We start from the raw sequence: 19,340 nt of genomic DNA on the forward strand, positions 1-19,340 counted from the left end.
TGACAAGGACTGAATCAAAGTGAGTGATGCATCCAATGACAGCTTGAAGACCGCCGTCGCCGAAGCGGAGTGCGACTTGGTGGCGGTGATTTCGCGGCTCTATGTCTATCCGGTGAAGTCCTGCGCCGGCGTGCAGGTGCAAGAGGCGATACTGACCGAGACCGGGCTGGAATTTGACCGCGCCTGGATGGTGGTCGACGGCGCGGGGCGCTTTCTGACGCAGCGCGAGCTGCCGCGCATGGCGCTGATCAAGCCGCAGCTCAAACAGTATGAGATGGTGTTGCGCGCTCCCGGCATGCTGGCCTTGCACATCGCGCTGGACCAGGTCGAGGCGCCAACCCGTGTCAGCGTCTGGGACGACGAGCTGCCGGCTTACGACATGGGGCCCATCGCCGCCCAGTGGTTTAGCGATTTTCTGGGCACCACGGCCCGCCTGGTGCGCTTTGACCCCGAGCAGCAGCGCGTCTGCAGCCGGAAATGGACCGATGAGCACGAGGCGCTCAACCAGTTCAGCGATGGCTATTCGCTCTTGCTCAGCAGCGAAGCCTCGCTGGACCAGCTCAACAGCAAGCTGGGCGCCGCCGGTGTCGCGGCGGTGGGCATGGAGCGGTTTCGGCCCAACATCGTGCTTGGCCATGCGGCCGGCGGGGAGGCGCTGGCGCCGCATGACGAAGACCGGCTGGAGTGGCTGCAGATCGCCACGGCGCCGGGCGCGCCAGGCTTGGTGGAACTCAAGCCGGTCAAGCCCTGCCCGCGCTGCCCCATCCCGAATATCGACCCGGCGACCGCCATCAGCAGCCCGGAAGTCGGCGACATGCTGCAAAGCTACCGCCAGGATGCGCGCGTCAATGGCGCGGTGACTTTTGGCATGAATGCCATCGTGATTAGCGGCGTGGATCAGTTGCTCAAGGTGGGGCAAAGCGTTGCCGCCAACTACCGCTTTGACTAGCAGAGCCCTTAAATCGCGGCCTGCGGGCGGTATCGAATACACTTCTCACCCTGTTTTTGAAGGTTTGTCATGAGTTTGAAGTGCGGTATCGTAGGCTTGCCTAACGTCGGAAAATCAACCCTGTTTAATGCCTTGACCAAGGCGGGCATTGCGGCGGAAAACTACCCGTTTTGCACCATCGAGCCCAATGTGGGCGTGGTGGAGGTGCCTGATCCCCGGCTGGCGCAGCTGTCCGAGATCGTCAAGCCCGAGCGCGTAGTGCCGGCGATTGTCGAGTTTGTCGATATTGCCGGCCTGGTGGCCGGTGCCAGCACCGGCGAAGGCCTGGGCAACAAGTTCCTGGCTCATATCCGCGAGACCGATGCCATCGTCAACGTGGTGCGCTGTTTTGAAGACGAGAACGTGATTCACGTCGCCGGCAAGGTCGATCCGATTTCCGACATCGAGGTGATTCAGACCGAACTCTGTCTGGCCGATCTGGGTGCGGTGGAAAAAGCCCTGCACCGCGTGACCAAGCTGGCGCGCTCGGGCGACAAGGAGTCCGTCAAGCTGGTGGCCATCCTGGAGAAATGCCAGGCCGCTTTGAATGAAGCCAAACCGGTGCGCACGCTGGAGTTCAGCAAGGAAGAAAAGCCGCTGCTGCAGCAGTTTTTCCTGATCACCGCCAAGCCCGCGATGTTTGTCGCCAATGTGGCCGAAGACGGTTTCGAGAACAACCCTTTCCTGGATCGCCTGAAGGTCTTTGCCGAGTCGCAAAACGCACCCGTGGTGGCCATCAGCGCCAAGCTGGAAGCCGAAATGTCCGAGATGAGCGACGAAGACCGCCAGATGTTCCTGGAGGAGCTGGGCCAGACCGAGCCCGGCCTGAGCCGGCTGATTCGCTCGGCCTACAAGCTGCTGGGCTTGCAAACCTATTTCACCGCTGGCGTGAAAGAAGTGCGCGCCTGGACCATTCATGTGGGCGACACCGGCCCGCAGGCCGCCGGCGTGATTCACACCGATTTCGAGAAGGGCTATATCCGCGCCCAGACCATCGCGTTTGAAGACTTCATCGCCTACAAGGGCGAGCAGGGCGCCAAGGATGCCGGCAAGATGCGCGCCGAAGGCAAGGACTATGTCGTCAAGGATGGCGACGTGATGAACTTCCTGTTCAGTTCCTGAGCGGGGTAGGCCGGCTTGCTGCTGGCCTTGATTTTTAAGTGATTTATGCCTGTAGCCCAATAAACATGGGCGCAGCCAGCTATTAATTAAGTAGCGAACAAATTTTCCATTGCAACCGGACTCAACAGGACATGCGGCCATGAATGAACCGGTACGACTCGCCAAACGCCTGGCCGAGATGCTCTCCTGCTCGCGCCGCGAGGCCGAGCAATACATAGAGGGTGGCTGGGTCACAGTTGATGGCGTGGTGGTGGAAGAGCCGCAATTTCGCGTGCTGAACCAGACCATTGCGCTGGACCCGGACGCCAGTCTGCTGGCGCTCACGCCAGTCACCTTGCTGCTGCACAAGCCGGTCGGCTATGAGGCGGGCCTGGGTGCGGCTGGAGGCCAGGCGCTGCCTGCGGCCCAGTTGCTGTCGGCGGCCAGCTTGTGGCCCGAGGACCGCTCACGCATACGGCCGTTGAAAAAACACTTTTCCGCTTCTGAATTGGTCACGCCGTTGGCCACGCCGGCCAGTGGCCTGGTGGTGTTTACCAGTGACTGGCGCGTGACGCGCAAGCTGCGCGAGGACGCCAGGTTGCTGGAGCATGAGGTGCTGGTGGAGGTTGGCGGCGAGATCAAGCCCGGCGGCCTGGAGCGCTTGAATCGCATTGATCACGGCTTTACCTATAGGGGCGCTTTGTTGCCGCCGGCCAAGGTGAGCTGGCAGAGCGAGGCGCGGCTGCGCTTTGCGCTCAAGGGCGAGTTGCCCGGGCAGATCGCCTATATGTGCGAAAGCGTGGGGCTTAGGGTAGAGGCCATGAAACGCCTGCGCGTGGGCCGGATTCCCATGAGCCACTTGCCGCCCGGTCAGTGGCGCTATTTGCTGCCGCACGAGCGCTTTTAAGTACCGAAGACGCCAGGAAATGCCCAGATCAGGCTTCCGGTCAGCAAAAAATAACGCGCGAACTTGCCTATGGCCATATAGGCCAAGCAGGGCCAGAAGGGGAATTTGAGCCAGCCGGCCACGGCGCAAAGCGGGTCGCCCACGCCCGGCAGCCAGGCCAGCAGGCAGGCTTTGGGGCCCAGCTTTTCCAGCCATCGCACCGCCCGGCCATGGTGCGAGGAATGCTTGTACTTGTCGACCACCTTGTGCGCGCCGTAGCCCAGCCACCAGTCCAGCGCACCGCCCAGCGTGTTGCCGGCAGTGGCGACCAGGACGGCCGGCCAGAACAGCTCGGGGTTGAGCTTGACCAGACCAAACACCACGGGCTCAGAGCCCAGCGGCAGCAGCGTTGCCGAGATGAAGGACACCACAAACACCGTGCTCAGGCCAAATTCGGGCAAGGCCAGCAGCGTGATCAGTTGTTGTATCCATTCTTCCATAGGGCCTAGAGTTTATAGGCAGGGGTGCATGGGCCAGAACAGGACGGATGGGCGGCTTGGCCGAATAGATGCAAAAATTTCAATTGCTGAAATTTTAGGCAGTTACAATCACCGCTCCCTTTTCGACCCGTCCCACGCTCCCACTTCTCATGAACATCGGCTCTTATGCTTTGGCAAACAACCTGTTTGTCGCGCCCATGGCTGGCGTGACGGACCGGCCGTTTCGCCAGCTCTGCAAAAAGCTGGGAGCCGGCTATGCGGTGAGCGAAATGGTGACCTCGCGGCGCGATTTGTGGAATACGCTGAAGACCTCGCGCCGCGCCAATCATGAGGGCGAGCCGGGCCCGATTGCGGTGCAGATTGCCGGCACCGACGCGCAGATGATGGCCGAGGCGGCCGCCTACAACGTGGACCGGGGCGCGCAAATCATTGACATCAACATGGGTTGTCCGGCCAAAAAAGTCTGTAACAAGTGGGCCGGTTCGGCCCTGATGCAGGATGAAAAGCTGGCGCTGCAAATCATCGAGGCGGTGGTCGCGGCCTGCGCCCCGCACCGGGTTCCGGTGACGCTGAAAATGCGCACCGGCTGGGCCCAGGGCCACAAAAATGCCCTGGCGATTGCCTGCGCCGCCGAAAGCGCCGGCGTGCAGATGGTCACCGTGCATGGACGCACGCGTGAGCAGGGTTACAAAGGCTTTGCCGAATACGACACCATCGCCGCGGTGAAGGCGGCACTGCGCATTCCGGTGGTGGCCAATGGCGACATCAACAGCCCGGAAAAAGCCAGGGATGTGCTGGCCTATACCGGCGCCGACGCCGTGATGCTGGGTCGCGTGGCCCAGGGCCGGCCCTGGATTTTCCGTGAGGTGGCGCATTTCCTGGCCACCGGCACGCAGCTGGCGCCGCCGCTGGTGAGTGAGGTCAAGCGCCTGCTGCTAGACCATTTGCCGGACCACTACGCCTTGTATGGGGACTTCAGCGGCGTGCGCACGGCGCGCAAGCATATCGGCTGGTATGTGAAAAGCTTGCCGGGCGGCGAAGCGTTTCGGGCGCAGATGAATTTACTGGAAGACTGCCAAGCGCAGCTCCAGGCGGTCGCTCATTTTTTTGACGACCTGGGTGAACGGATGGACAGAATTCCGTTGCCCACAGAGAGTGAGAACGACCCGGTATGGGTCGGGATGAACAAAGATAAAAATCAGGAGGAAGCTGCTGCATGAGCAAAAATCACATCGAAGAGTGCGTACGCACCAGTCTGGAAGGCTATTTCAAGGACCTGGACGGCACCAACCCCGACGGCATGTACGACATGATGGTCAGGGTGGTTGAAAAGCCCCTGCTGGAAGTCGTTATGCACCACGCCGAACAAAACCAGTCGCGCGCCGCCGAATGGCTGGGTCTGAACCGCAATACCTTGCGTAAAAAGCTACTCGAGCACAAGCTCATTAAATAATCCACCCCCTCCATCAGGGCCGGTTTGACCGGCCCTGATGACTTGCACAGAAGAAAACCATGAACGCTCTGATTTCCGTTTCCGACAAGACCGGCATCCTCGAATTCGCCCAGGCCCTGCATGGGCTGGGCATCAAGCTGCTGTCCACCGGCGGCACCGCCAAACTGCTGGCCGATGCCGGCCTGCCCGTCACTGAAGTGGCCGATCACACGGGCTTTCCCGAAATGCTAGACGGCCGCGTCAAGACGCTGCATCCCAAGATCCACGGCGGCCTGCTGGCGCGGCGCGATTTCCCTGAGCACATGGCGGCGCTGCAGACGCACGGCATAGACACCATAGACCTGCTGGTGGTCAATCTCTACCCCTTTGAAGCCACGGTGGCCAAGCCCGGCTGCACGCTGGAAGACGCGATCGAGAACATAGACATCGGTGGTCCGGCCATGGTGCGTTCGGCGGCCAAGAACTGGAAAGACGTCGGCGTACTCACCGACGCCTCGCAATACGCCGGCGTGCTGGCCGAACTCAAGGCCGGCGGCAAGTTGACGGACAAGACCAAGTTCGCCCTGTCGGTGGCCGCCTTCAACCGCATCAGCCAGTATGACGGCGCCATCAGCGACTACCTCTCCAGCATCCAGCCGGACGGCTCGCACAGCCTGTTTGCCGGCCAGTCCAATGGCCGCTTCATCAAGCTGCAAGACCTGCGCTACGGCGAAAATTCGCACCAGCAGGCCGCGCTATACCGTGACCTTTACCCGGCGCCTGGCTCGCTGGTCACCGCCAAGCAGCTGCAGGGCAAAGAGCTGTCCTACAACAACATCGCCGATGCCGACGCCGCATGGGAATGCGTCAAGAGCTTCACGGAATCGGCCTGCGTCATCGTCAAGCATGCCAACCCCTGCGGCGTGGCCGTCGGCGCGGATGCGCTGGAGGCTTACAGCAAGGCCTTTCAGACCGACCCAACCTCTGCATTTGGCGGCATTATTGCCCTGAACTGCCCGCTGGATGAGCGCGCTGCGCTACAAATTTCGAAGCAGTTCGTGGAAGTGCTGATGGCGCCCGCCTTCACACCCGAGGCGCTGGAAGTGTTTAAGAGCAAGGTGAATGTGCGCATCCTGCAAATCGATCTGCCGCCTGGCGGCGACACCGCCTGGAAGCAGGGCCGCAACCTGATGGACGTCAAGCGCGTCGGCTCCGGTCTCTTGATGCAGACCGCCGACAACCATGAGCTGGCCCTGGCCGATCTGAAGGTGGTCAGCAAGCTGCAGCCCACGCCAGCGCAGTTGCAGGATTTGCTGTTTGCCTGGAAGGTCGCCAAATACGTCAAGTCCAACGCCATCGTGTTCTGCGCCAACGGCATGACCATGGGTGTCGGTGCTGGTCAGATGAGCCGGCTGGATTCGGCGCGCATCGCCAGCATTAAGGCGCAGCACGCCGGACTGTCGCTGCAAGGCACGGCGGTGGCCAGCGATGCCTTCTTCCCCTTCCGTGATGGCCTGGATGTCGTGGTCGATGCGGGTGCGACTTGCGTGATTCAGCCGGGCGGCTCCATGCGTGATCAGGAAGTGATTGATGCCGCCGACGAGCGTGGCGTGGTCATGGTGCTGAGTGGCGTGCGCCACTTCCGTCACTGAGTTGGTGTCCTTGGGCTCAAGCTCCCGGGGCTTGGCAGGGCTGCGCTGCATGGCAGCGGCCCTGCTGCTGGTCTGCAGTCTGACGGCTGTGGCCCAGCCGCCATCGCTGCAGGCGCAGGATTTGGCCCGAAAAAACGGCTGCCTGTCCTGCCACGGCATGGTCCGCAAGCAAGTCGGACCGGGCTTCGCCCAGATCGCGGCGCGTTACCGCGGCGACCCCGAGGCGCCGCTACGTCTGGCGGGAAAAATTCAAGCAGGCAGTGTTGGCACCTGGGGCCGCGTCATCATGCCCCGGCAAGCGCTGGTGACGCCGGCCGATGCGCAGGTGCTGGCAGACTGGGTGCTGTCCCAGCCGCCGCTCCCGTAACCGGCTGACGCTCTTATTTCGAAGCGAGTGAACTGAAGAAGTCGCGCGCCGCAGCAATCGTGGTTTCTATGTCGTCGGCCGTGTGCGCCGCGCTGACAAAGCCCGCCTCATAAAGCGCCGGGGCGTAATACACGCCGCTGTCCAGCATGGCGTGATAGAAGCGGTTGAAGGCCGGGCTGTCCGTCTTCATGACCTGTGGATAGTTTTGCGGCAATTGAGACAGCAGGAAAAAGCCGAACATGCCGCCTTCGCTGTCGCTGCAAAATGGCACGCCGGCCTTGGTGGCGGCTTGCGTCAAGCCCTCAACCAGGCTGCGCGTACGGGCGCCCAGTGCATCGTAAAAACCAGGTTTCTGGATTTCGCGCAGCGTTGCCAGGCCACAGGCGGTAGCGACCGGATTGCCAGACAGCGTGCCGGCCTGGTAGACCGAGCCTATAGGCGCCAGGTGCTCCATCACAGCGCGGCTGCCGCCAAAGGCCGCCATCGGCATGCCACCACCTATCACCTTGCCCAGCGCCGTCATGTCGGGCTTGAAACCGGGAATGCTCTTGGCGTAGACGCTTTGCGCGCCGCCCAGCGCCACGCGAAAACCGGTCATGACTTCGTCAAACACCAGCAGTGCGCCGTATTCGGTGCAAAGTTCGCGGCAGCGCTTGATGAAGGGAACGCTGGCGCGCACGAAATTCATGTTGCCGGCAATCGGCTCGATCATCAGGCAGGCGATGTCTTTGCCGTGCAGTGAAAAAGCTTCTTCGAGCTGGACGATATGGTTGTATTCGAGCACCAGCGTGTGTTGCACCACCTCGGGCGGCACGCCGGCGCTGGTGGGACTGCCGAAAGTCGCCAGGCCCGAGCCGGCCTTGACCAGCAGCGCATCGGAGTGGCCGTGATAGCAGCCTTCGAACTTGATGATCTTGCTGCGCCTGGTGGCGCCACGCGCCAGCCGGATTACGCTCATGGTCGCCTCGGTGCCCGAGCTGACCAGTCGCACCATCTCCAGGGAGGGCACCAGCTTGACGATTTCCTCGGCCAACTCCACTTCGCGTTCAGTCGGCGCGCCATAGGAAAAGCCTTCGAGCACGGCGGCCTGTACGGCTTCGACCACCGCTGGATGGCCGTGGCCCAGAATCATGGGTCCCCAGGAGCCGATGTAGTCGATATAGCGCTTGCCGTCGGCGTCCCAGAAGTAGGCACCTTGGGCGCGCTGTATAAAGCGCGGCGTTCCGCCGACGGCCTTGAAGGCTCGGACTGGGGAATTGACGCCACCAGGGATCAGCTTTTTGGCGCGCTCAAACAGGGCGGTGTTGCGGGATGGGGAGGTCAGGGAGTTAATGCTTGAGTGTTCCATTGGGGGGCAGGTCAAAAGGAGGCTTGGAAGTCAGGGGTGAGTCAGCGGCTGCATCGTCTGCTTCGGCGTCGGCCTCAGAAGCCTCGGCGTCGTCATCGCTTTGCGCCCAGAACAGGCGATCCGGCACGATGTGACCCATGCCGGGGTGAAAGCCGGCATCCAGGCTGTGATCCAGATAGGTCAAGGCTTCGGCGGTGGCCGCCTGCAGGTCATGGCCGTTGGCCAGCAAGGCGCAGAGGGCTGCCGAGAGGGTTTCGCCGGCGCCGGCAAACACGGCCTCGAAGCGCTCGAACTTCTCGCTGTAAAGAATGGCTTGTGGCGTGGCCAGGACGTTGTCTATGAACTGGTCGGGCAAGGGAATGCCGGTGACCAGTGTGTAAGGCACGCCCAGATCGGAGGCCGCCTTGGCAATATCGCGGGCCGAGGGGCTGCGCTCGGCCGGCCAATCGGGCAGCAGCCAGCGCCACAGGCTGCTGTGGTTGCCTATCAGCACCGTGGTCTGCGGCAGCAGCAATTCGCGAAAGGCGTCTAGGTAGTTGTCAATTTCGCTTTCCTCCCACCAGGACAGGCTGGGCATGTAGGCGACCAACGGAATTTCAGAATAGTCCGAGGCGATCTCGGCAATCGTGCTGATGTTCTCCGGGCTGCCGACAAAGCCCACCTTGATGGCAGAGACTGGCATGTCTTCCAGCGCGGATCGCGCTTGCTCCGCGACGGCCTCTTCGTCAAAAGCAAAGTGATCGAAAATTTCGGCGGTGTCGCGCACATAGGCGCCGGTCACGACGGCCAGTGGATGAGCCCCGGCAGATGAGATGGCGGCTATGTCGGCGGTCAGGCCGGCAGCGCCGCTCGGATCATTGGCATTGAAGCTCATGACGCACGTCGGCGACATGTCGCTGTCCTCGGCTTGTGTTTGTTGGCTGTCTAGCAAAGGGGAAGTGGGGTTTGCCATAGGCCTAGATTTTGCCCTGTGAGCGAATAAGCAACACGGGCTGGATACAATTGTTGCATTCTATTTGAAGGCAACTTAAGCTGTGACTGACTCAATGACTTGGATGTGTTTGATTTGTGGGTGGATATACGACGAAGCTACAGGTTCGCCTGAGCATGGTATTGCCGCCGGGACGCCGTGGGCTCAAGTGCCCATGAACTGGACTTGCCCTGAATGCGGGGCGCGTAAAGAGGACTTTGAAATGGTCGCGATGTAAATCTGCAAGCGCTGGTTTGAATAATGGCAATCCGGCGTACCGATCACTTCGGAGCCCGCAAAAAGAGGAGTAGAGGCAGTGAGCATTCCTAGTTCCGGACTGAAGGTGTTAGTTATCGATGACAGCAACACCATCAGGCGTAGCGCCGAGATATTCTTGAAGCAGGGTGGGCATGAAGTGTTGTTGGCCGAGGACGGCTTTGATGCCTTGTCCAAGGTGAACGACTATGAGCCCAACCTTATTTTTTGCGACATCCTGATGCCGCGTCTGGATGGTTATCAAACCTGCGCCATCATCAAGCGTAATGCGAGGTTTTCGGATGTTCCCATTGTGATGCTGTCCTCCAAGGACGGCGTCTTCGATAAGGCGCGCGGTCGCATGGTGGGTTCGCAAGACTACCTGACCAAACCCTTTACAAAAGATCAGTTGCTGCAAACCGTGCAGGACTTGGGCAGTGTTAAAGAAGGCGTATTGTGATGGCAATCAAAAAAATATTGATCGTTGACGACTCTAAAACCGAATTGATGTTTTTGACCGATCTATTGGTTAAAAATGGTTTTATGGTCAAGACGGCAGAAAACGCGGAAGACGCTTTTCGTCGTCTGGCTGAAGACAAGCCGGAGTTGATTTTGATGGACGTAGTCATGCCGGGACAAAACGGCTTCCAGTTGACCCGAGCCATTGCGCGTGACCCGCTTTACTCCGACATCCCCATCATGATGTGTACCAGCAAAAACCAGGAAACCGACCGGGTCTGGGGTATGCGCCAAGGCGCGCGTGACTACATCACCAAGCCGGTGGTGGCCGATGAGCTGATGGCCAAAATCAAAGCCCTCGGCTGAGTCACGGCCTAAGCCCCAAGCATGGCGAACAGACAGGCCCTCAGAGAGCTACAAACCCGGCTGGCCGACCGGTTACAAATTGCCCGAACCCAAGGTGTTTCGGCTTCCTGGTTGGCGGTGGAGGCCGGGGGCAAGAAATACTTGTTCCCACTGAGTCAATCCGGTGAAATTTTCCCCTGGGTCAGCATGCAGTCGGTTCCTTATACCCAAGCCTGGTTTGCCGGCGTTGCCAATTTGCGCGGCGGCCTGTTCGGGGTTGTGGACTTGGCCAGCTATGTGAGCGGTCAGCCACCGCTACTGAAAAATGAGCTCGCACGCACGGATTCGAGGCTGGTTTCACTCAATAGCGCATTGGAAGTGAATTGCGTCTTGCTGGTGGACAAGCTGGCCGGCTTGCGCAAGCAGGATGCCTTCATCGATTTTTCTGAAAAGGCGCCCGATGCGCCGGATTTTTTTGGAAACCAGTACGTTGATCTCGGCGGCACAACCTGGCAGGAAATCAACCTTCAGCTACTTGCCCAGCAAGCTCATTTTTTGACCATAGGGGCGTAACGCGCCTTGTTCCCTGTTTCTCCCGGAAGGCTTCTCATGTCTGTTATTGAAAACATCCAGAAACTATTCAAACCAAAGTCTACCCAGCCTGAAGACAGCATGGATATGGCCTCCTTGAGCATGCCGGCCGATCCTCTGGCTGTCACGGTTGCGAATGAAGCTTCGTTTGATGATGCCCCTCCGGCTTCCATGGCTAGCCCCGAGGAGTCCTTTGTGTCCAATCGCATGGCAATGGCCGAAGAGGATGCTCCGGTTGAAGCCGCTGATCTGCTGAGTCTTCCCTTGCTTGGCCGCCGTACCATCAGTCAACACCAGAAGATTTTGGTAGGCACGTTGGCGGTGGCGGTGGCGGTGCTCGGTGTGGTGACATTTTTGGCGTTGAGCCAGGCAAATCGTGTGGCTCAGCAGGTGGCTGCAACCGGGCAGTCATTGATGCAGTCGCAGCGGCTGGCGAAATCGGTGTCGCAGGCGCTGGTGGGTAGTGCTCAGGCTTTTCCCGATGTGCGCGAAAGCTCTGACGTGCTGGCCAGAACCGTGCGTGGCTTGAAATCTGGTGAAGACAGTCTGCGTTTGGCTCCGGTGAAAAGTGACTTGCAGCCCGATGTGGAAAAGGTCACTCCTCTTATGGAGCGGGCCGAGAAAAACGCAAAAATTGTGCTGGGTCAGCAAAATATCTTGACCCAAGTGGGCAATGCTTTGCGCACCATTAACCGTCAGTCTTCGGATTTGCTGGAAATTGCCGAAACCGTGTCCTCGCTCAAGTTGCAGCAAAATGCGGCGCCAGCAGAAATTTCAGCCTCTGGTCAACTGGTGATGTTGACCCAGCGGATTGGTAAATCAGCCAATGAATTCCTGACCATGGAGGGCGTGAGTCCCGAGGCAGTGTTCTTGCTGGGCAAGGATTTGAATTCATTCAAGGAAATTGCCCAAGGTCTGCAGGAGGGCAGCCCTGAGCTGCGTTTGACCGGCGCCAAGGACCCGCAAACGCGTGAGCGGCTGGATGCCTTGATGGCGCTCTATGAGCAGACACGGGTGCAGGCCGGTGCCATTTTGGGTAACTTGCAGGGACTGGTCTCGGCCCGTGAAGCCCAGGCATCGATCATTGCTGACAGCGAGCCTTTGCGCCGTGACCTCGAGAGTCTGCAGGGCAAACTGTCGTCCGAGACCGGCTTGGGAGCTGCCGCACTGGCCACCTTGGTGGCTGCTGCCGCTGTGGCCTTGCTTTGTGCGGCAGGGCTGGCTCGTTTGCAGGTGAAGGACAGTCAGCAGCGCCAGGCTGTTGCCGAGAGTCAACGGCAAGACGCAAAAAGTCAGGAGCAGGATGCCAAGCGCGTCAACGATGCCAATCAGGCCGCGATTTTGCGTTTGATGAATGAATTGCAGACCGTGGCGGAGGGTGATCTGACGCAGGAAGCCACTGTGACCGAAGACATTACTGGCGCTATCGCCGACTCGGTGAACTACACGGTTGAAGAGTTGCGACAGCTGGTGGGTAACGTACAGAACACGGCGACCCGCGTTGCACAGACGACGGCGCAGGTGGAAAGTACATCGACAGAACTGCTGGCAGCTTCTACCGAGCAGCTGCGCGAAATTCGTGAAACCGGTCAGTCGGTGCTCGACATGGCATCCCGAATCAACGAAGTGTCAACCCAGGCGCAAGAGTCATCTCAAGTGGCGCGCCAGTCGCTGACGGCTGCCGAATCCGGCTTGCAGGCGGTGCAGAACGCCATCGGCGGTATGAACTCCATCCGTGACCAGATCCAGGAAACGTCCAAGCGGATTAAACGACTCGGTGAATCATCACAAGAGATTGGTGAAATTACCGAGCTGATTTCCGACATTACCGAACAAACCAACGTGCTGGCGCTGAACGCCGCCATTCAAGCAGCGTCAGCCGGTGAAGCCGGGCGAGGCTTCTCCGTTGTGGCCGAGGAGGTGCAGCGACTGGCTGAACGTTCCGCCGATGCGACGCGCCAGATTTCTGCACTGGTCAAAGCCATTCAGACTGATACCCAGGATGCCGTGGCTGCTATGGAGCGCTCCACCCAGGGTGTGGTTGAAGGTGCAAAACTGTCGGATAACGCTGGTACGGCACTGTCAGAAATTGACCAGGTGTCACGTCGTCTGGCGGATTTGATTGAGCAGATTTCCAACTCGGCGTCCAGGGAAGCCGCATCGGCCAACGTGGTGGCTGGAAATATCCAGCACATTTTTGCGGTGACCGAACAGACCGGTGAAGGTACCCGTTCCACGGCGCAGCAGGTGCGTGAACTCTCTCGTATGGCAGAAGAGCTGCGTCAGTCGGTGTCACGATTCAAGATTGCGTGATGTCCATCCGTTGTGCGCTGTTTGCAAATTCCGATTTTTGAACCGGTCTGTTATCTATGCAATCCAAGGTCCCGAATTCAACAGCCACCGAACTCGACTTTGTCGTGAATGACTTGGGGCCACTGGCCTGGGTGCTGGACGAGCTTCGCAAGTCGCTGGACGGCGCGACGAAGGCCCTTAAACGTTTTGTCCGGGACGCCGAGGCGGCCCGCGGCTCGGATCTGGCGGCGCTTGACGCTGGTCAGCTGCGACTGGCTCGTCAGCAACTGCATCAGGCGGTTGGTGCTCTGGAAATGGTGGGGCTGACAGGACCTGCTTTGGTGCTCCGGGCAATGGAAGCGGCGGTGCAAAAGTTTGTACAGCAACCCGAGCAATGCAACCAGGATGCGGCTGCCAAAATCGAGCGTGCCAGTTTTGCATTGACCGAATACCTGCAAAGTGTGCTGGCGGATAAGCCCGTCTCTGCGGTCTCGCTGTTCCCTCAGTACCGTGAGGTGCAGCAGCTGGTGCGAGCCGACCGGATTCACCCGGCCGACTTATGGCCGCTTGAGTTGCGCTGGGTGGAGCCGGAACTGCCTATTACGGTGCCGGCTCGTCATTACGACATGGATGCCCGGGCTGTGCTGGATCAGTCGATATTGCAACTCATGAAGGGCAAGGCGCCGCAGGCGGCCAGCAGCCTCATGGATTTGAGCCTTGGGCTGTCGATGCAGCAAACCGATAGACAGCCCAGAATTTTCTGGAAGATTGCAGCTGCTTATTTTGAGGCCATCGCGAATGACCTACTGGGAGCCGACCTGTATGTGAGGCGTGCCGCTTCCCGCATCTTGCTGCAATACGCTTCGCTCGCCAAGGACGACAGTTCGATCTCCGAGCGCCTGGTGCAGGATCTGCTCTTTTTTTGTTCTCAGGCCATTTCTGCTCGTGCCAGCGATACGCCTGTGTTGTCAGCAGTTCGTGCAGCTTATGGGCTCACGAGGTTCAAGCCGGTAGATTACGAACTGGTGCAGTTTGGTCGTTTTGATCCGGCTCTGCTGGCGCAGGCGCGCAAGCGCATCACCGCAGCCAAGGAGATCTGGTCTTCGCTGTGTGCCGGGGATGCCAGCAAGTTCAAATCGTTGACTGATCAATTCAGTCTGGTGTCCGACTCCCTGCTCAAATTGCATGCGCCCAGCGAACCGCTGGCCCAGGCCTTGATGCGGGCGATTGATACCACCGTCCGCAGCGCTCAGGCCCCAGACATTCAATTGGCGATGGAGGTGGCGACATCGGTGCTTTATTTGGAAGCCGTGTTTGATGATCTGGATCCTAACGATCCGCAACTGACGGTGCGCATGGCCAACTTGGCTGAGCGTCTGGAGGGGGTCAGAGCGGGCGGAGAACCCCAGCCACTGGAAGGCTGGATGGAAGAGTTGTACCGCCGGGTCAGCGACAAGCAGACCATGGGCAGCGTGGTGGGGGAGTTGCGCATTTCTCTGGGCGAGCTAGAGAAATCGCTCGATGCCTTCTTTCGCAATCCACAGGGCAAGACGACTTTGCAGGCGGTGCCGGGGCAACTCTCCCAGATGCGTGGTGTGTTGTCGGTGCTGGGGCTAGATCAGGCCTCCCAGGCTGTTTTGCGCATGAAGGCCAGCGTGGAACAAATGCTTGTCACCGACGTTGACCCACAGTTGGCGCGAAGCGCCGGCACCTTTGAGCATCTTGGCAACAACCTGGGCGCTTTGAGTTTCCTCATCGACATGCTCAACTACCAGCCGGCGCTGGCGAAAAAACTGTTTGTCTATGACGAAGAAAAAGGCGAGCTAAAACCCCTGATGGGCCGCACGCACAACACCGCAAGCGCAGCCTCGGCGGTGACGGTGAACAATGATTTGTTGTCGCAACAACTGATGGCCGTGGTGCAGGATGCTGCTGTCAGCCACCCTGATGAACCTCTTGGCGACAGACTTGATGCGCTGGCAACGCGCGCGGCGCTTGCTGATCAGCCCGCGCTGGCACAAAGCGTACGTGATGCTGCGCTGGCCGTTTCGGCGAATGACATGGACGCCACAGCCCAGGCATTGACAAGCTTGGCATCGACCGCGGCGCAAGTGCCCGTCACTTCGGCCGCCCTGTCAGTCCCGGTGGATTTCGAAGAAGATGACTTGCAGGGTATTTTTCTTGAGGAGGCCGGTGAAGTTGTTGCTCATGCACGGGAAGCGTTGGCCGCACTGACCACCAATCCGGATGATGTCGCTGAAATGACGGTGCTGCGGCGTGCTTTTCACACGCTCAAAGGCAGCTCCCGCATGGTCGGACTCAACGAGTTCGGCGAGGCCGCTTGGTCCTTCGAGCAATTGGTCAATAGCTGGCTGGCCGACCAAAAAATCGCCAGCCCTGAGTTTTTGGCCTTGTCGTCAGAGGCTGTGACCGGTTTCGGGCGCTGGGTTGACGCTATCGCCGCGAATCAGGATGGATCATGGTTGGCAGCACCCTTTCAGAGCAGTGCGGAGGCCATGCGCATCGAAGTCCGCTATAGCGCGCTGGCCTTGCCTGGAATTGCTGGCGATCCGAGCGTTTTGACTCCTGTCACTGACGAGTCTGCGTCGGTCACGTCCGAATTGCCAGAATTTCTGATCGAGCCCGATTTCGAGTTCGACATTCAGCCTGAACCTGTTGCGGCGGTTCAAGTAGTGACGCCGCAAGAACAGGCAGTCACACCGGCTCCGGATCTTGAAGGTATAGATCTTGACAGTCTGTTTGCGCTTTCTGCTGACGGCACTGATTCATCTTCCGTGCAGCTTGACTCGTCGGTTGAAAGCGTGGCTGCTGAGCTACCCATTGACGCGGAATCTATTGAACCCGTGGCGCTGTCGGTGGCCGATTTTGACCAGTATTTTGAGTTTGAGGAGGCTAGCCCCACTCCCAGCGAGCTTGTCATTGCGAGCGCAACGCAAGCTATCACGGAGCCTGAGCCTGAGCCTGAGCCTGAGCCTGAGCCGGAACCGGAACCGGAACCGGAACCGGAACCGGAACCGGAACCTGTTCCTCAGCCTGAAGACGCTGTCACCGATCTGGTTGAGGCCGTACTGGTTGAGGTTCCCGAGATTTTTCCCTCGGTCGACGACAACGAGGACGAAAAGATCAAGATTATTGGTGACTTGCGCATAGGTATTCCTCTTTACAACGTTTATCTGAACGAGGCCGATGAATGGTCGCGCCGATTGGTGACTGAAGTGGGGGAGTGGGTGCTTGAGCAGCACCAGCCTGTGAGTGCTTCCACGGTGGCGCTGGCACATTCCCTGGCCGGTAGTTCCGCCACGGTTGGTTTTGAGGCCTTGTCTGAAATGGCGCGTGCGCTCGAGCATGCCTTGCAGAAATCGCGGGACCATCACAGCCATGGTGCAGCCACTTACGGTCAGGTGTTTGTTGATGCGGCGGAAGATATTCGTCGCTTGCTGCACCAGTTCGCTGCGGGCTTCCTAAAGCTGCCCAATGCCAGCGTGCTGGAGCGCTTGGATCAGCTTGAATTTGCCGACTCGATTTTGTCGCTGCCGATTGAGGCCGATGACTTTGACTTTTTCGCGCCGTCTGAAGCGGCTGCGTTGGCCGAGTCTGAAGAGCTGCAGGCAGAACGCCCGCTGGCCAGCGAGCCAATTGATGCTTTGCGACCTGTTCCGATGCATGCTGTCGTGGCACCGCCTGCGCGACTGACATCGTTTGCTGCGGGATCTGCTGCCCCGGACTTTCATGAAGAAGACGAAGACGGCATTGACGCCATCGATGCGATTGATCCCGATCTCTTCCCTATTTTTGAAGAAGAGTGCGCGGAACTGATGCCCCAATTGGGCGGCGCATTGCGGCAATGGTCGGCGCGGCCCGACAACCAGAGCGCACGCCTTGAAGTGTTACGCGTGCTGCACACGCTCAAGGGCAGTGCCCGTTTGGCTGGCGCTTTGCGGCTTGGTGAAATGGCGCACCGGATTGAGTCGGAGATCGAGTATCTCGGCTCTGATGCCGCGACAGGCCAGGAGTTCGAGCCGCTGCTGATGCGTTTTGACGGCATGCAAACAGCGTTTGAGCGCTTGCGTCATGTTGATGCTGCGGTCGCTGCCGCGCCTGATGATCTGATTGAAGTCGCACCGTTCACCATGGACGAGCCGGCCCAGCCCATCTCCGAGCAAGCCGTGCCACTTGAGACGCCTGGCCCCGGCAATAGTGCCCGCGCAGTGGAGATTCCTGCGCCGCAGTCGCTGGCCCTGCAACCCTTGCGGCAAACTGCGACGGCCTCGATACGTGTGCGCTCCCAGTTGCTCGACCGCATGGTGAATCAGGCCGGTGAGGTCATGATCACCCGCTCCCGTCTGGAAGCAGAGCTCGGCCAGTTGCGCGGCTCCCTGAACGACATGAGCGGCAACTTGAACCGTTTGCGGCAACAGTTGCGCGATATTGAGCTGCAGGCCGAAACCCAGATGCAATCGCGCCTGGCCCAAGCCAAGGAGGCTCAGGCCGGTTTCGATCCGCTGGAGTTTGACCGCTTCACCCGGGTACAGGAGCTGACCCGCATGATGGCCGAGTCGGTGAACGACGTGGCCACCGTGCAGCGTACCTTGCAGCGCACGGTTGAGGCGACTGAAGACGACCTGATTGCCCAGGCCCGCCAGACCCGTGAATTGCAGCGCGATCTGCTGCGTACGCGCATGGTCGAGTTTGAAGGTATCTCTGATCGGCTGTATCGCGTGGTGCGACAGGCCTCCAAGGACACCGGTAAACAGGTACGGCTCGATTTGCTGGGTGGCACCATGGAGATGGATCGCGGCATGCTGGACCGCATGACGCCCGCGTTTGAGCATTTGCTGCGTAATTGTGTGGCTCACGGCATAGAAAGCACGCAAGTCCGTAGCGCCGCCGGCAAAGACCCGGTTGGCCTGATCACCGTTCATTTGCGCCAGGAAGGCAATGACGTGGCGGTGGAATTTAGCGATGATGGCGCCGGTTTGGACCTGCAGCGCATCCGCGAAAAAGCTCTCAGCTTGGGCTTGGTGACGGCTGATCAGTTGCTGGATGACCAAGCCGCAGCCAACCTGATCTTCATGCCCGGCTTTTCAACCGCCGCGCAAGTGACCGAGCTCGCCGGGCGTGGCATTGGCATGGACGTGGTGCGCAATGAGGTCAATGCCTTGGGTGGCAGGATTGAAACCACCACCCAGTCGGGCAAGGGTTCGTGCTTCAAACTGGTGTTGCCACTGACCACCGCTGTGACGCAGGTGGTGATGATGCGCGCCGCCAGTCTGTCTATCGGTGTTCCCGCCAACGTGGTGGAAACCGTCAGGCGCGTCTCCAGCAAGGAGCTGCAGCAGGCTTACAACAGTGGCACGCTTGAGGTGGCCGGTGAGGCCGTGCCCTTCTTCTGGTCGGGAGCGCTGTTGCAGTCTTCGCACCATAGCAGCGAAGTGCAGGCCAAAACCACGCCGGTAGTGATTTTCCGCAGTGCGGCCCAGCGCATTGCCCTGCACGTCGATGAGGTGCTGGGCACGCGCGAGGTGGTGGTGAAAAACCTCGGCCCCCAGTTGTCCCGTCTGCCGGGTTTGGCTGGCATGTCTGTGCTGGCATCGGGTACGGTGGTGCTGATCTATAACCCGGTGGCCCTGGCTGCTGTTTATGGTGAACGGGCGCGCGGCTGGAGCGCGGACCGGGCCGAGCCGCATATGCTGGAAGCCGGCGCTGCCGGTGCCGTGCCGGCGTTGATGCCGGCGGCACCGCAAATACCGCTGATTCTGGTAGTTGACGATTCCATCACGGTACGGCGCGTGACGCAGCGCCTGTTGCAGCGTGAAGGCTATCGTGTGGCCATGGCGGCCGACGGCCTGCAGGCGCTGGAACGCTTGCAGGAAGAGTTGCCAGCGGTGGTGTTGTCAGACATTGAAATGCCGCGCATGGACGGCTTCGATCTGGCGCGAAACATCCGCGCCGATACACGTCTGAAGGGTTTGCCCATCATCATGATCACGTCGCGGATTGCCGAGAAGCACCGTGAACACGCCAAGGAACTGGGTGTTGACCACTACCTGGGCAAGCCTTACTCCGAAGACGCGTTGCTGAGTCTGGTGCGGCACTATACCGAAGCCGCGGTTCTGGCTTGAATTGGCTTCTA

General features: G+C 59.7%; 16 protein-coding genes. 13 read left to right on the forward strand and 3 right to left on the reverse strand.

Annotation, left to right across the window (positions count from 1 at the left end):
* Nucleotides 1–19: 19 nt before the first annotated feature.
* From BM160_RS08555 to BM160_RS08565, 3 genes are all read left to right on the forward strand, one after another.
* Nucleotides 20–949, forward strand: a complete 930-nt coding sequence (locus tag BM160_RS08555; protein WP_255368750.1) for an MOSC domain-containing protein — start codon at nucleotides 20–22, stop codon at nucleotides 947–949.
* Between the two features lie 69 nt (nucleotides 950–1,018).
* Complete coding sequence (gene ychF, locus BM160_RS08560) at nucleotides 1,019–2,110, forward strand: redox-regulated ATPase YchF (RefSeq protein WP_092003507.1); 1,092 nt, start codon at nucleotides 1,019–1,021, stop codon at nucleotides 2,108–2,110.
* Nucleotides 2,111–2,249: 139 nt separating this feature from the next.
* On the forward strand, nucleotides 2,250–2,996 hold the full coding sequence (locus tag BM160_RS08565; protein ID WP_092003510.1) for an rRNA pseudouridine synthase: 747 nt from the start codon (nucleotides 2,250–2,252) through the stop codon (nucleotides 2,994–2,996).
* On the opposite strand, the gene BM160_RS08570 is transcribed toward BM160_RS08565, so the two are convergent.
* Nucleotides 2,993–3,475 carry a YqaA family protein gene (locus tag BM160_RS08570; protein ID WP_092003513.1) on the reverse strand — a complete coding sequence of 161 codons (483 nt, stop codon included), beginning with the start codon at nucleotides 3,473–3,475 and terminating at the stop codon, nucleotides 2,993–2,995. The genes BM160_RS08565 and BM160_RS08570 overlap by 4 nt on opposite strands.
* A 149-nt stretch (nucleotides 3,476–3,624) precedes the next feature.
* On the opposite strand from BM160_RS08570, the gene dusB reads away from it, so the two are divergent.
* The 4 genes from dusB to BM160_RS08590 are packed head-to-tail and all read left to right on the forward strand — an operon-like array spanning nucleotide 3,625 to nucleotide 6,926.
* Nucleotides 3,625–4,695: a tRNA dihydrouridine synthase DusB gene (dusB, locus tag BM160_RS08575; protein WP_092003516.1), complete on the forward strand. Its 1,071-nt coding sequence runs from the start codon at nucleotides 3,625–3,627 to the stop codon at nucleotides 4,693–4,695.
* On the forward strand, nucleotides 4,692–4,928 hold the full coding sequence (locus BM160_RS08580) for a Fis family transcriptional regulator (RefSeq protein WP_092003520.1): 237 nt from the start codon (nucleotides 4,692–4,694) through the stop codon (nucleotides 4,926–4,928). The genes dusB and BM160_RS08580 overlap by 4 nt, the downstream gene beginning before the upstream one ends.
* Before the next feature lie 59 nt (nucleotides 4,929–4,987).
* Nucleotides 4,988–6,559, forward strand: coding sequence for a bifunctional phosphoribosylaminoimidazolecarboxamide formyltransferase/IMP cyclohydrolase (purH, locus tag BM160_RS08585; protein ID WP_092003525.1), 1,572 nt, complete (start codon nucleotides 4,988–4,990; stop codon nucleotides 6,557–6,559).
* A 49-nt stretch (nucleotides 6,560–6,608) separates the two neighbouring features.
* Nucleotides 6,609–6,926: a c-type cytochrome gene (locus BM160_RS08590; RefSeq protein WP_092003527.1), complete on the forward strand. Its 318-nt coding sequence runs from the start codon at nucleotides 6,609–6,611 to the stop codon at nucleotides 6,924–6,926.
* Nucleotides 6,927–6,939: 13 nt separating this feature from the next.
* Here BM160_RS08590 and hemL read toward each other — a convergent pair whose 3' ends face one another.
* Nucleotides 6,940–8,274 (reverse strand): glutamate-1-semialdehyde 2,1-aminomutase, encoded by a 1,335-nt coding sequence (hemL, locus tag BM160_RS08595; protein WP_092003530.1) that lies wholly within the window; start codon nucleotides 8,272–8,274, stop codon nucleotides 6,940–6,942.
* Nucleotides 8,255–9,226, reverse strand: coding sequence for a bifunctional hydroxymethylpyrimidine kinase/phosphomethylpyrimidine kinase (locus BM160_RS08600; protein WP_092003533.1), 972 nt, complete (start codon nucleotides 9,224–9,226; stop codon nucleotides 8,255–8,257). Before BM160_RS08600 ends, hemL begins: the two co-directional genes overlap by 20 nt.
* An 82-nt stretch (nucleotides 9,227–9,308) precedes the next feature.
* On the opposite strand from BM160_RS08600, the gene BM160_RS08605 reads away from it, so the two are divergent.
* The 6 genes from BM160_RS08605 to BM160_RS08630 all read left to right on the forward strand — a co-directional run bounded on the left by BM160_RS08605 (nucleotide 9,309) and on the right by BM160_RS08630 (nucleotide 19,329).
* On the forward strand, nucleotides 9,309–9,482 hold the full coding sequence (locus BM160_RS08605) for a rubredoxin (RefSeq protein WP_092003536.1): 174 nt from the start codon (nucleotides 9,309–9,311) through the stop codon (nucleotides 9,480–9,482).
* A 78-nt stretch (nucleotides 9,483–9,560) separates the two neighbouring features.
* Entirely contained in the window at nucleotides 9,561–9,959 is a 399-nt protein-coding gene (locus BM160_RS08610; protein ID WP_092003538.1) for a response regulator, read from the forward strand.
* Nucleotides 9,959–10,324 (forward strand): response regulator transcription factor, encoded by a 366-nt coding sequence (locus BM160_RS08615; RefSeq protein WP_092003546.1) that lies wholly within the window; start codon nucleotides 9,959–9,961, stop codon nucleotides 10,322–10,324. Before BM160_RS08610 ends, BM160_RS08615 begins: the two co-directional genes overlap by 1 nt.
* Before the next feature lie 21 nt (nucleotides 10,325–10,345).
* Nucleotides 10,346–10,876, forward strand: coding sequence for a chemotaxis protein CheW (locus tag BM160_RS08620; RefSeq protein WP_092003549.1), 531 nt, complete (start codon nucleotides 10,346–10,348; stop codon nucleotides 10,874–10,876).
* Nucleotides 10,877–10,912: 36 nt separating this feature from the next.
* Nucleotides 10,913–13,207, forward strand: coding sequence for a methyl-accepting chemotaxis protein (locus BM160_RS08625; RefSeq protein ID WP_092003552.1), 2,295 nt, complete (start codon nucleotides 10,913–10,915; stop codon nucleotides 13,205–13,207).
* 56 nt (nucleotides 13,208–13,263) lie between these two features.
* Nucleotides 13,264–19,329, forward strand: a complete 6,066-nt coding sequence (locus tag BM160_RS08630; protein WP_092003555.1) for a hybrid sensor histidine kinase/response regulator — start codon at nucleotides 13,264–13,266, stop codon at nucleotides 19,327–19,329.
* Nucleotides 19,330–19,340 lie beyond the last annotated feature (11 nt).

This window comes from Polaromonas sp. OV174 (assembly GCF_900112285.1).
GTDB lineage: Bacteria > Pseudomonadota > Gammaproteobacteria > Burkholderiales > Burkholderiaceae_C > Polaromonas.